The 14,733-nt window shown below is 32.9% G+C and carries 6 protein-coding genes; all 6 read left to right on the top strand.

Going from position 1 to position 14,733, the window contains the following annotated elements; translation table 11 throughout:
* Nucleotides 1-3,923, top strand: a 3,923-nt coding sequence (locus tag EV196_RS19990) for a hybrid sensor histidine kinase/response regulator transcription factor (protein ID WP_165876212.1), incomplete at its 5' end; no start/stop codon positions are given.
* 646 nt (nucleotides 3,924-4,569) lie between these two features.
* Nucleotides 4,570-7,179, top strand: a complete 2,610-nt coding sequence (locus tag EV196_RS19385) for a glycoside hydrolase family 3 protein (RefSeq protein WP_165876211.1) — start codon at nucleotides 4,570-4,572, stop codon at nucleotides 7,177-7,179.
* Nucleotides 7,180-7,219: 40 nt separating this feature from the next.
* On the top strand, nucleotides 7,220-10,219 hold the full coding sequence (locus tag EV196_RS19380; protein WP_132219442.1) for a SusC/RagA family TonB-linked outer membrane protein: 3,000 nt from the start codon (nucleotides 7,220-7,222) through the stop codon (nucleotides 10,217-10,219).
* Between the two features lie 13 nt (nucleotides 10,220-10,232).
* On the top strand, nucleotides 10,233-11,732 hold the full coding sequence (locus tag EV196_RS19375; RefSeq protein WP_132219441.1) for a RagB/SusD family nutrient uptake outer membrane protein: 1,500 nt from the start codon (nucleotides 10,233-10,235) through the stop codon (nucleotides 11,730-11,732).
* A gap of 197 nt (nucleotides 11,733-11,929) precedes the next feature.
* Nucleotides 11,930-13,177, top strand: a complete 1,248-nt coding sequence (locus EV196_RS19370; RefSeq protein ID WP_132219440.1) for a carbohydrate binding domain-containing protein — start codon at nucleotides 11,930-11,932, stop codon at nucleotides 13,175-13,177.
* 33 nt (nucleotides 13,178-13,210) lie between these two features.
* Nucleotides 13,211-14,566, top strand: a complete 1,356-nt coding sequence (locus EV196_RS19365; protein ID WP_132219439.1) for an endo-1,4-beta-xylanase — start codon at nucleotides 13,211-13,213, stop codon at nucleotides 14,564-14,566.
* Nucleotides 14,567-14,733: the final 167 nt, after the last annotated feature.

The following is a 14,733-nucleotide window of genomic DNA, read 5'->3' as shown; positions in this document are numbered from 1 at the left end:
CATCTTATAAATATAAAATAAATGATTCTACTTCGCTTTCAAGTAATCTTGTTTTTTGTTCTTATTTAGACAAAAGCAATCAATTATGGGTTGGAACCGAAGATGGTTTGAATCTTTATAATAGAGATTTAGATCAATTTAAAAAAGTATCACTTGGCTTAAATAAATCCAACGTATCCGTATTAAGTTTAAATGGTGATAATGCCGGGAATCTTTATGTAGGTACAAGGCAATTAGGTTTGTTTAAAATTAATTTAAAAACATTACATGTTCTAAGAATTTCTAGTACTGAAGTAAACCCAATCTCGATTAACAGTATTCAATTAATTGCGAAAGACAAAGTTTTTTTAGGGACAAGTGTAGGACTTAGAGTTATTGATACAATAAAGAATGTTATTGTGTATCCAAAAACAGCTCTAAACAAAAGGGATATTGAAAGCCCTATACAGTCTATGTTAGTAGATAATGATAATAATTTATGGGTTGGTACCATGTCAGCTGGGGTATATAAATATGGATTTGATAACGAGAGCCAGCTAGAAGAAAATATTCATTTTCCTATATCCAATAAACGAATATTAAATGGAGCAGAATTGTCTGATGGAACTATATTGTTTGGTTCTGAAAATGATGGACTTTTCCATTTAAATAAAAATGGGTCTATCATTAAAAACTACGTGTACAATAAAACAGATGAAAACAGTATCCGTTCCAATTCCATATGGTCTTTGTTTATTGATAAAAACAAACGAATATGGATGGGTTATTACAATAGTGGTGTAGCAGTGAGTGATAAATTGTATGATAAATTTGGAAATATTGAAAGCTTAACGAGTAATCCAAATTCATTAAAAGTAGGTTCTGTTACAAGCATAGTAAAAGATAAAAGTGACAAAGTATGGATTGGAATGGATGGTGGAGGCATAGACCTTTATGATGCCAAAACCTCTAAAATGGATCATATAAGTAAAAACGCAAACAATATTTATTCGGGATTGACGAGTGATTATATCCAATCTGTTTTTATTGACAGTAAAGGCAATGTATGGGCAGGAAGTTGGGACAATGGTGTTTATCTTTTAAAAAAAGGAGCAAAGAAGTTCATCAATATGAACAATCAGAATACAAATGGGAATTTATGGTCCAATGCTATTTTAAGTTTTGCTGAAGATAAAGAGGGTATAATTTGGATTGGTACTTTTTATAGAGGTCTCCATTCATTCAACCCAAAAACCAATAAAATAACATACCATGACTCTCAACTTTTTGCCAAATACCAAATAACAACAAGTGATGTTAGAAAGATATTATGCGATAAAGATGGCACCATCTGGTTAGGAACAACCGAAGGTCTTTTTCAAATTAAAAAACGTAATAATGGAGAATTTTCTATTATATCTTATGCTAATAGAATGGGGGAAGCCTATGGCTACAATAGAAGTGCCAATCATATTTTGTCTCTTTTCGAAAGTTCTAACAATATTATATGGATTGGGACAAGAGGTGCTGGACTTTGTAGATATGATAAAAAAAGGGATGAATTTAAATGGTACAATAAATTTTCAGGATTCAATGAAGAGAATGTTGCAAGTATTATAGAAAGTTTGGACGGGAATATATGGATAAGTGGAAATTCGGGTATTTCAAGATTAGACGTAAATACCAATGAAGTTGTCAATTACACTTATAATGATGGCTTATTGTCCAATGATTTTAATTTTAATGCAGTATTAAGAGAAATTGATGGCGCTCTATACTTTGGGAATTACAGAGGGATTGATTTTTTTAATCCTGATAATATCAATGTAAATACTTCACAACCCTCATTATACCTAACAGGGTTGAAGATTTTTAATAAAGATGTTGTGCCAAATAAAAAAGATTCTCCTTTAAATAAGGTTATTTCTGAAACTAATCACATAACATTTAACCATAAACAATCGGTGTTTACTATAGAATATATAGGAATAAATTATACGAGACCAGAAAAAAACCAGTACGCATATTATTTAGAGGGACTTGAGGAATCATGGAATTTTGTCGGCAACTTAAGGAGTGCTACCTATACAAATCTAGATTATGGTGATTATACATTCAAGCTTAAAGCAGCTAACAATGATGGTGTATGGAATAAAGAACCATTGAACATTAAAATCACCATTTTACCACCTTGGTGGAAGACAAATTTGGCTAAGACAACGTACATTCTTTTGTTCTTTTTAAGTGTTTATTTGTTGAATAGAGTCATTAGGAGTAGAATGAAAGAAAAGGAAGCCATGCGTAATGAGCGAAACCAAAGAGAACAAGAAGAAATGTTACATGAAAAAAAAATACAATTCTTCACCAATATTTCTCATGAGTTCCGAACACCTTTAACTTTAATGATTACGCCTCTTCAAGATATTCTTAGAGACACTAGTTTAAATCTAGCATATAGCGCAAAAGAAAAACTTGAAGTAGTTTATAAAAATACAGATAGACTGTATAGACTGATAAACGAATTAATGGACTTTAGAAAACTCGAACTAAACAAAATGAGTATTCGAGCAAAAGAATTTAATTTGGTGAGTTTTACTAAAGGTATAGTTAGTTACTTTAAAGAAGAAGCCTATAACCGTAACATATCTATGAGTGTTGATGCCGATATACCAGATTTATTAATATGGGCAGATGAGGGTATGCTGGAAAAGATTATTTTTAATTTGTTATCAAATTCAGTAAAAGTTACTCCAGATGGAGGCGCTATTAATATAGACATTCTATCTACAGATAATCTGGTTGAGTTACCCTTGTTAGAGGCAAATAAATTAAGTAAGGTGTTAGAAATAAGAGTTTCAGATACAGGTCCAGGGTTAGAAAAGAGTCAGGTTGAAAGAATATTTGAACGTTTTTATCAGGTAGAAAATTTAAGCAAAACCTATTACGGAGGTACAGGAATAGGTTTAGAAGTGGTGCAAAATTTCGTTCACTTGCACAAAGGTAAAATTGAAGTAGAGAGTAATGTTGGAACAGGTTCGGTCTTTAGAGTACTTCTTCCTGTAGGTAAGGATCATTTTAAGAAGGAAGAGTTAGTTGATAATCCTATTAAAGAAGATTCACAAAAAGAGAAATTTGTTCTCAATAATGTTATAAATGTAAGTGATGAAGAAGAAACAGGGGCCAAGCCAAACACGTTATTAATTGTTGAGGATAGTTCAGAGTTGCGCAATTACTTAAAACGAGAATTTAAAAGTCAATACAAAGTTTTTACTGCAAGCAATGGTAAAGAGGGGTTGAAGCTAGCAAAAGATATTATTCCAGATGTTATTTTAACCGATGTTATTATGCCAGAAATGAATGGTTTTGAATTTTGTAAAGAAATAAAAACCGATTTAAAAACAAGCCATATTCCTCTTTTAATGCTTACATCTAAAACAACCGTTGATGATCGGATGCAAGGTATTGGGTTTGGAGCTGATGCATATATGGTAAAGCCATTTGATATGAGGTTATTAAAATTGAGGTTGAATCAATTGATAATTAGTAGAAAATTAATATTTGATAAATATTTTGCAGAATTAAGCGGGAAAGATAATATTACTACTGCTGCCTCATTGGATAAAGAATTTATCCAAAAAGTACTGGATTATATTAGCGAGAACATTAGTGATTCAGATTTAAATGTAGAACTTTTAGCCTCACAAGTTGATCTAAGTAGAAGCAGACTTTATCGAAAAATTAAAGCAATTACAGGGCAAACTGTAACTGAATTTTTAAGAAAAATAAGACTTCAAAAAGCAAAGCAAATTCTTGAAGCCGGTAATTCAAATATTAGTGAGGTATGCTATGAAGTAGGTTTTTCTTCGCCTTCCTATTTTACAAAATGTTTTAAAGCACACTTTGGAATTCTCCCTACTGATGTAGAAGTAGAAAAAGAACCTTAGTAAGATATATTTAATCTAAATAGTTCCCCGATGTTCTGCTTAGGAGTTTACGCTTTACTTCTCCTTCGGAAAGGTTAGAACTGGTTTTTCCCAGTTCTGAGCGAGGTAAAATATAATATTTCTGTTTTGTGATCCAAAGACCAAAATCAAAGCAGCGAATACGTCTATGGTTCTGCCTCAAGGATAACTAGTTTTTTATTATTTTTTATTTGTCACCAACCTAGTCTCACCAATTTTATAGATCAAAATAATATTCTCTAGATTTTATTTTAATGATTGATTTAATACTTTTTGTTAAACCCTATGCTGTATGCTATCTTTTAATTACAATTTGGCAACTATAACAATTGGTGCTATCTATATATTAAATGTTGCGCATTTGCAAATATTTCAATATTGGCATCAAAATTACTAAAGCTTGTTCATTTGTGCTATTTATTAAGTGAAATGCTATCTATATTTGGAATGATAAAAATAAATTTTAGAGTGAAGCAAAGTGAATCCAAATATAAATTTTTAGCCGAAATAGTAATTATTGGTTTTATGCTTTTGCTTCTTATAATGATTTTTAGTTAAAGATAAATTGATGATGGTGTCTAATCTATTGAGCTCATTAAAAAATAGAAACTCATGCTTTTTTCAAAGCATGGGTATTATATTATTGTTTGCATTAAACTCATGTATTACTGCTGATAAATCTATTGCATATAAGTTTAAGGATGAAACACAGTCGTTTGATGAAAGAGCTAAAGACCTTGTATCTCAAATGACTTTGAAAGAGAAAGTATCTCAAATGCGTTATGATGCTCCAGCCATCGAAAGATTGGGAGTTCCAGCATACAATTGGTGGAATGAATGTTTGCATGGGGTTGCAAGAGCAGGTGAAGCAACTGTTTTTCCGCAAGGTATTGGAATGGGGGCTACCTGGAATGCGCCCTTAATATTTGATATGGGTACAGCCGTGTCCGATGAAGCGCGTGCAAAACATCACAAGTTTATAAAGGAAGGTAAAAGAGGAATTTATCAAGGTTTAACATTTTGGACACCTAACATAAATATTTTTAGGGATCCTAGATGGGGAAGAGGACAGGAAACCTATGGAGAAGATCCATATTTAACAAGTAGAATAGGGGTTAATTACATAAATGGACTTCAAGGAGATGACTCTAAATATTTAAAATTGGTAGCTACGGCAAAACACTTTGCGGTTCATAGTGGACCAGAAAAATCAAGACACGAAGATAATTACCACACATCTAATAAAGACTTATTCGAAACCTATTTACCTGCTTTTGAAGCTGCAGTAAAGGAAGCGAATGTGCATTCAGTAATGTGTGCTTACAATCGTTTTAGAGACGAAGCTTGCTGCGGAAGTGATTTGCTTCTAAATAGAATTCTTCGAGACGATTGGGGATTTAAGGGCTATGTAGTTTCTGATTGTTGGGCGATTAATGATTTTTGGGAACCTAACAAACATGGATTGGTAGAAACTCCAGCTGAGGCGAGTGCATTAGCAGTTTCTAGAGGAACAGATTTGAATTGCGGAAGCTGTTATGATCCTAACTTGAATGAAGCCGTTCTTAAGAAAATAATTGATGAAGAAAAAATTGATTTGGCACTAACCAGATTGATGACTGCACGTTTCAAACTTGGTATGTTTGACCCAGACGAAGCTGTAAAATGGGCAAAAATTCCATACAGTGTTGTTGCAAGTCAAAAACACTATGATTTATCTAAAAAAATAGCTAGAGAATCTATGGTGTTGTTAAAAAACGAGAATAATACACTGCCGTTAAGTAAAAGTATAAAATCTATTGCAGTCATTGGGCCAAATGCAAATGCAGAACAAGTGCTGTTAGGAAATTATCATGGAACGCCTCATAATAAAATTACGCCACTAAAAGCAATAACAGAAAAACTACCAAATGCAACTATTTATTACGCTCAAGGAAGTGAAATTGCCGAAGGATGGCCATTGTTGGAAACAATTCCTGCAGATTGTTTAAAAAACGGTAATTCAAATGGATTGAAAGGAGACTATTTTGGTAATATAAATTTTGAAGGAACGCCAAAATTCTCTAGAAACGATTCAGTTATCGACTTTGGATGGATGAACAAAAAACCAATAGATAATTTAGAAACTGATGAGTTTTCAATAAGATGGACAGGTCAAATCATTCCTAAAGAGTCTGGTACCTATAGAATTGGTATAAAAGCAAGAAGTGGAGCGAAAATTTATTTTAACGATACATTAAAAGCAGAATTCACTAATGATCACGATCCTAAAACTGGTTATTTTGACCAAGAGCTTGAAAAAGGAAAATCATACAATGTAAAAATAGAATATACTAATTACCATACAGATCCGCAAGCACATTTACTATGGGTAAAAACGGACAAAGATTTATTAAATCCAGCTATTGAAGTTGCTAAAAAGGCAGAGGTGATTGTGCTTTGTTTGGGTCTTTCACCCGAAATAGAAGGAGAAGAAATGCCAGTTGTTTTAGAAGGATTTGATAAAGGCGATAGATCTGAAATTGAATTGCCAAAATCGCAAATAAAATTATTGAAAGAGATTCAGGCTTTAGGAAAACCAACCATATTAGTTTTATTGAATGGAAGTGCATTGGCTATTAATTGGGCAGCAGATAATGTTTCTGCCATATTAGAAGCCTGGTATCCTGGTGAATTTGGAGGATATGCCATTGCAGACGTGTTGTTTGGAGATTATAACCCAGCAGGAAGACTGCCTGTAACCTTTTACAAGTCAGTAAATGATTTACCAGATTTTAAAAACTATAACATGGAAAATAGAACCTATAAATACTTTAAAGGGGATCCTCTTTTTCCGTTTGGTCATGGTTTAAGCTATACCAGTTTTGAATATACTAATTTGAACATCCCAGACGAGGTTACCATAAATAACGACATTAATGTAAATGTTGAGGTTAAAAATACAGGAGTAGTTGATGGCGATGAAGTCGTTCAACTTTATGTTTCTCACAAAGGCAAGGCAAATGCTGCCACTAGAACTTTAGTAGGTTTTGAAAGGATTCATTTAAAAGCTGGTGAAGCAAAGAAAGTCACTTTTAATATAAGTCCAAAAAGCTACGCTTTAATAAGTGACGAAGGTGAATCTTTAGTAGAACCAGGATCATTAGAAATAAGCGTTGGGGGAAAGCAACCAGGTTTTAAAGGCGTTGCAGATACCCCTACAAGTGGAGTAATTACAAAAATAATATCATTAATAAATTAAATAAACAACTAACTAAATTAATAACTAAAACTATTTTAACATGAAGATGAAGTTTAAATTGGCAGTCATTGCGTTGGTAATGATTTGTACACAAAGTGCTTTCTCACAAACAAAAACGGTGACCGGTACTGTTTCAGATGAGTCTGGTATTCCTTTAGGAGGGGTTACTGTTCTTGTCGTTGGGACTAGCAATGGTGCCTCAACAGATTTTGATGGTAATTATACCTTAAACAATGTAAAACCTACAAATCAACTTGCTTATAGTTATGTAGGTATGTTTGGTCAAACAATTACTGTTGGGTCACAAACAAAAATTGATGTAATACTTAAAGAATCATTACAAGCATTAAGCGAAGTAGTGGTTGTAGGTTATGGAAAACAAAGTAGAGCAACAGTAACTGGGGCAATATCTACGGTGAAGTCTGAAGATATTTCGGCACTACCAGTAACAAATGCAGAATCCGCTTTGCAAGGTAGAGCGGCTGGTCTTACTATTACTAATAGTGGGGTTCCAGGATCCTCACCGTCGGTATTAATTAGAGGGTTAGGTTCAGTGGGTAATAACAATCCACTATATGTAATTGATGGTGTTATTGTAGGGAATCTGTCTGGTATTAGTCCAAATGATATAGAGTCAGTATCAGTATTAAAAGATGCTTCTACTACAGCGGTCTATGGCGCACAAGGGTCAAGTGGTGTAGTTGTTGTTACTACTAAAAAAGGTAAAAATGGAAAAGGAAGATTAAATTTTAACACTTACACAGGTTTTCAAACAGTAGCAAAAAGATATGATGTATTAGAAACCATAGATTATTTAAAATACGCCGGAGAATTAGGAGTATTTCCTAATAGACCATTATCTACTTACAAAACCAATACAGATTGGCAAGATGAAATTTTTAGAGTAGGTTTACTTCAAGATTATAATGTTAGCTATTCTGGAGGTACAGAAAATTCAACACACCTTTTTTCTGCCGAATATTTAAAGCAAGAAGGAACTATAATTGATACAGGTTTTGAAAGATATTCTTTCAGAGCAAATAGCAGTGCTAAATTTGGAAAAATTACAGTAGGTGAATCTATGTCTCTTTCTTTTGGAAAGCAAAATCCTGAAAGAGATGAAGAAGGTAGAACACTTATAGAACACGCCATAAAATCTGCACCTTATTTATCTGTATATAATTCAAATAACTTAGGTGGTTTTCAAGGGCCTTCTTCATCAGCAGATGGACAAGATGCTGTAAATGCAGTAAGAGCTCAAACACTTGGTAGTGCAGTAAATAAAACATTAGGAATTATAGGTAATGTTTATGCAGAATTAGAAATTATTGAAGGGTTAAACTTTAAATCTCAAGTGGGTTTAGATTATTACACGTACAATAATAGTAGTTTCAAACCTTCATATAGTGATGATAGTATTGAGGGAAGTAGTACACACAAACAAGAATACGCAGCAATTTCACGTAATTCTGGTAATGGTCAAACAATCATATTTGATAATAGTTTAACATATAATACAACAATTAATGATAAACATAATATAGAAGTGTTAGCATTGGTTGAAAAATATGAAGGCCAAAACCAAAGTCAAAGTGCAAGTAGTCAAAATGCTGTTACAGATGAAGTAAACCAACTTTCTAATGAATTTTCAAGTATTAGCTCAAGTTCTTCAGAAGTAAATAAAATAGGTTACTTAGGGCGTCTTAATTACGATTATGAAGGTAAATACATTGCATCAGCATCTTTTAGACGTGATGCTTCATCAAGATTTGGAGCAAATAAACGTTGGGCTAACTTTTACTCAGCATCTGCTGGTTGGAATATCGCTAAAGAGGGCTTTATGGAAGGTTTAGATTTTAGTAATCTTAAATTAAGAGCTAGTTACGGTACAGTTGGTAGTGATGCTATTGGGAATTATTTATACGCACCTTCTTTAACTGGTGGTTTTGAATATCCTATTGGTGGCGCAGTTGCATTTGGTGTAACAGCAAACGGTGGTTCAAATCAAGATTTACAATGGGAAACTAAAGAAATTATAAACGTAGGTTTAGACTTAGGCTTATTTAATGAAAAATTCACAGCTTCTTTAGAGTACTACCAAAATACAAGTGATGAATTATTAATTTACATTCCTTCAGTATTATCAAGTGGTATTAATGCAGGTAGCTTACCTGTAAATGCTGGTTCTGTTGAAACTAAAGGTTTTGAATTAGTGTTAGGATTTAATGATTATGAGGGAGACTTTACTTGGTCCGCAAATTTAAACTTAGGAACTTCAAAAAATGAAGTATTAAGTTTAGGGGCTAGAGATCAGATTACAGGATCTCCTTATAAATTGGGTGGAGCAGATGTGACACGTACAGTGGTAGGAGAATCATTATTCCATTTTTATGGTTTAGTAACTGACGGAATATACCAAACTCAAGATGAGGTAAAGGAAGTATTATGGGCAAACCCAAATCAAGTTATTGTGAAGCCAGGAGATATTCGTTTTAAAGATTTAGATGGTAATGGAATGATAAACTCTGATGATAGAGCAATTATTGGTAATCCATTTCCGGATCTAACATACGGTTTAAATTTAGATGCTAAATATAAAAATTTCGATATGAGCCTATTTATTACAGGTGTTGCAGGAAACGAAATTTTTAATACAAATACGTACGATTTAGTGGGTGGAGCAAACAGATTGTTTAATGTAAGTCAATCATATTATGATAATAAATGGTCTGTAACCAACCCAACAGGAACAGAACCTAGAATTTTAGGAGCACCTCAAAACAATGGAATTTCAGATCGTTTTGTTGAAGATGGATCGTACACCAGATTGAAAAATGTTTCTTTAGGTTATACATTTCCAACGGGTATGTTTGAAAATTATTTTTCAAAATTACGTGTGTATGTTAGTGGTCAAAACTTAGTAACAATAAGTGATTATTCTGGTTTAGATCCTGAAATTGGTGGTGGTGAATTTGGAATTGATAGAGGTAAATATCCACAGCCTAAATCTGTTTTGGTAGGAGTTCAAGTTTCATTTTAAAAATTAAGCAATTATGAAGAAATATATATTAATAGTTATAGCACTTTTCGGAATTATATTAACAAATTCTTGTTCCGAAGATGATTTGGAATTAAAAAATCCAAATCAATTATCACCAGATACTTTTTTCTCAAATGAGTCTCAGGTAGAATCGGCAGTAAATGCAGTTTATGCAAATTTACAACCATTCGGATTGTATGGTAGATTAGTATTTTATATGATGGACAACATGGCTCACGAACAATCTGGTAACGGACAACAAGAAGGAGATAAAGTAACTTTTTATGATTTTTCTTTTGATTCAAGTCTACCTTCTATTAAAGATTATTGGGATGGATGTTATAGAGGAATTAACAAAGCGAATTTTGTGATTTCAAATTCAGATCTAATTAATGCGCTTCCAGACGGTACATTAAGCGCTACTAAAAAAGCGAAATTTATTGGTGAAGCACGTTTTTTAAGAGCACATTATTACTGGCTTTTAGTAAATCGTTTTGGTGGAGTTCCTATTTATTTAGGTGATGGAACCGACAATCCAGAAGGGCAACCAAGAAGTACAAAAGCAGATGTGATTCAATTAATTATAGACGATTTAAAATACGCTTCTGCTAATTTATTAGATAAGAATGTAGAAACACAAGGTAGAGTAACAAAAGGTGCTGCTCAGGCTTCTTTGGGTAAAGTATATTTATATCAAGGAACTCAAGAATCTTATGGTTTGGCTCTAGATGAGTTTAATAAATTATCTGGTTATGATCTTGAAACAAATTACTACGATAATTTTATGGAAGAAACAGAGCATGGAGTGGAATCTATTTTTGAAATTGAGTACGATATAGAATTAGGATTTGATCAATTCTGGTGGTCTCCTGTGAATGGATTAGGTCCAAATCATGCAACTAAGAGAGGTCAAGATTATGGCGTTTTGGATTGGTTTAACGTATATCCGTCAGACGATTTAGTTTCCGAATTTGAACCTGGCGATAAGAGATTTGCAGATTGCTTTTACGTAGCAGGAGATAAATATAACAATGGAGATAATACGTTTGTTGAAGGAGATTTTGCTGAAAACGGAGGTAATATTAGACCAGTGGCTTGGAAAAAATATCAAAATTATTACAAACAACCTTCAGAAAATAATAATTCTGGAATTAACGTAAAAGTAATTCGTTACTCAGATGTGTTATTAATGATGGCCGAATGTGAAAACGAAGTAGGAACTCAAGCAAATGCAGTTGGATATATTAATCGCGTTAGATTAAGAGCTGGGTTGGGTAATTTACCAACTAATTTAACAAAGCAACAAGTTTTTGAGGCTATCGTTCATGAACGTAAAGTAGAACTTTGTGGAGAGCAAGTTCGTTTTGACGATATGCTTAGATGGGGAATTGTAGCTACTGAATTAGCAGGTACGAATTTTCAAGTAGGAAAAAATGAATTATGGCCAATACCAGATGCTGAGATTAGTTCGAATGCAAATATTAATTCAGAAGATCAAAACCCAGGTTTTTAATACTTGAGTTAAATAATATGTTTAGTTGTTAGCTTTAATAATGGTGTGTTATAATATATACTCACACCATTATTAAGCTACTTAAAATTAGTCTTTTATAAAATAGATTGTAGAGTAATTTGTAAGAAAGAAAGCGTTTAAAGCAACTTGCAATTTTATTTTACAGTATTAAAATAATTATAATAACAAATACAATTATGAAAAAAAATAAAATATTAGGTCTATTATGTTTGTTCATTACCATTTGGTCGTGTACAAATAATGATGATGTTGTTGTTGTATTAACGCAACCAACATTTACAGTAACAGAATCTGCTGAAAATTCAGGTATTTATTATTTTGAAAATACAACACCAAACAAAGAGGCGTTTTATTGCTACTGGGAGTTTGAAGTTGCAGGAAAGAAGGTAGCTGATAAAGCAGGAGTTGTAGAATATAAATACACAGAGTCTGGAAGTAAATTTGTAACACTAACAATGGTTAGTACAACGAATGCTTTACAAACATCTCAAACTATTGAAGTAATTGTGCCAGTAGAGGAAGGATACTTAACAAATCCAGAAAATTTACTTTTAAATGGTTATTTAGTTGAAGGAGATGGTGATGACTTTACAAACTGGAGCGCATATAATGGCGGTGATAATATATTTTCTACAACAGATGCACTTATAGGTGGTAGAGCAGCTACAATATCAAATGCAGCAGCTGGAGATCCTTGGAGTGTGCAATTTGTAAGTGACGCTATTGAAACAGTAGTAGGAGATCAGTATACTATTTCATTTTGGGGTAAAGGAAATGGAGAAGTGTTACGTTTTTCAACAAAACCAGATGGATCTGCTCAATATGGTCCAGATTATACATTAACATCAGAATGGCAACAGTATTCTTGGACAATTACAGCCAATGAAGCAGCTACTAATATCTCTTTAGATATGGGTAAATCTGCAGGTACATTTGTTATTGATGTTATTGAAGTTGTAAAAGGAGACTCAGCACTTCCACTTCCTTCTGATGCTAGTTTAATTTTAAACGGAGGTTTCGAAGATGGTTCTGGCAATGATTTTACAAATTGGGCAAAATACAATGGAGGCGATAATATTGTTGAGGAAACAAGTGAAGTGTTAACAGGTTCTAGAGCCGTTAAAGTATCAAATTCTGCTGCTGGAGACGCTTGGAGTGTGCAATTTGTAAGTGATGCCATAGCAACAGAAGTAGATGCTGAATATGTAGTAACTTTATGGGCAAAAGGTGATCCTGCAGTGATTCGTTATTCAACAAAACCAGACGCATCAGCAAAATATGCACCTGACTATACAATTACTACAGATTGGGCTAAATATACTTGGACTTTCGTAGCTAATGAAGCAAATACGAATATATCTTTAGATATGGGTGCATCAGCAGGCACATTCATTATTGATGATATTAAAGTAGAAAAAAAATAATTGTAGAACTTAAGTTAACCAAATATAGATATTATGAAAATAAATAAATTAATACTATTATTAGTAACAACGCTGTTCTTATTCTCTTGTTCAAATGAAGAGGGGAGTTTCATTGAGCCTGAAGTTGTAACACCAGTTACAGTCAAGCCTTCATTTAGTTATACAATTTCAACAATCGATCCCTATATAGTAACATTTCAAAATACTACAGAAGGTTCAGTGCAATATCAAAGTTTTTGGGATTATGGTTTAGGAGATGGAATTGTAAGTGATAACGCAGGTGTTAGTGGGGTTAGATATAATGAAGCAGGTGAATATACTGTTAAATACTATGTTATTTATGATGGACTTACAACAATAGCAACTCAAACAATAAGGGTTGATGAAAATGGAGTGTGTCCAGATGGATTTTGCGGTTCAACAAGTGATACAAGTTTGAAAGATGCAGCAACTACTTTTTCAGTAGGTACCATCACCAGATCATCATGGGTAAATGCAGGAGGAAAGCATACAGATATCTTAAAAAAGGAGTTTAGTAATATAACTTCGGAATATGAGATGAAAATGAATGTGATGTATCCATCGCAAGGAAACTACGATTTTAGTGCTGCAGATGCTATGGTTGATTTTGCACAAGCCAATGGTTTGAATGTTCACGGACATGCATTAATTTGGCACAATGCAACACCTTCGTGGGTTGTAAATTTTGCCGGAACCAATGCTGAATTTGAAGCAATGGTGAAAGATTATATTACAACCACTTTAACAAGATTTAAAGGAAAAGTCCGTTCTTGGGATGTGGTGAATGAAGCTTTTGAAGATGGGTCAGGTCATCCACTTAGAAATTCTGTTTTCAGACAAAAAATGGGTGATGATTATATTAAAAAATGTTTTCAATTTGCGAGAGACGCAGATCCAGATGTATTGCTTTTTTATAACGATTATAACATGGCTTCTAGTTCAACAAAAAGAGCGGCAATGTTCAATCTTGTAGATGATCTAGGAGATTTAATTGATGGTATTGGAGCTCAAATGCATATTTCGTATAACGGTCCTTCAAAATCTCAAATTCAAAGTTTAGCAGATCAGGTAGTTGCAAAAGGTAAAAAATTGCATTTTGCAGAATTAGATATTAGAGCGAATCCAAATAAGGACATCACTTCTTTAACAGATGAAAGAGCTCAAGAACAAAGAGCAAAATATAAAGAAGTAGTTCAAATATACAATTCAATTCCTTTAGCAAATAAATTCGCCCTAACAGTTTGGGGAGTACGAGATAATGAATCTTGGTTAATAGATTTCTGGGGAAATGCAGATTGGCCTTTATTGTTTGATTCAAATTATAATAAAAAAGCTGCTTATTTCGGGTTTTTAGAAGGATTACAATAGATTAGTTTAATTAGTTTTAAAAATGGGTTTAATTTTAAAGAGTATGTTCCTTTTTAAATTTAAACCCGTTTTTTTTTGTAAAAATCAAAAACATGAAAAAAAAACATTTCATAAAATCAGGGATTTTGTTAATCCTTGTTTTAAGTATTTTGGCTTGTAATAATTTA

The organism is Mariniflexile fucanivorans (assembly GCF_004341235.1).
GTDB lineage: Bacteria > Bacteroidota > Bacteroidia > Flavobacteriales > Flavobacteriaceae > Mariniflexile > Mariniflexile fucanivorans.
This window is presented reverse-complemented; position numbering and strand designations above follow the sequence as displayed.

Bases quoted from the DNA above. Each gene is read 5' to 3' on its own strand.
- EV196_RS19370 (WP_132219440.1), top strand. From the start codon at position 11,930: ATGAAAAAAAATAAAATATTAGGTCTATTATGTTTGTTCATTACCATT.
- EV196_RS19375 (WP_132219441.1), top strand. From the start codon at position 10,233: ATGAAGAAATATATATTAATAGTTATAGCACTTTTCGGAATTATATTA.
- EV196_RS19365 (WP_132219439.1), top strand. From the start codon at position 13,211: ATGAAAATAAATAAATTAATACTATTATTAGTAACAACGCTGTTCTTA.
- EV196_RS19380 (WP_132219442.1), top strand. From the start codon at position 7,220: ATGAAGATGAAGTTTAAATTGGCAGTCATTGCGTTGGTAATGATTTGT.
- EV196_RS19385 (WP_165876211.1), top strand. From the start codon at position 4,570: ATGGGTATTATATTATTGTTTGCATTAAACTCATGTATTACTGCTGAT.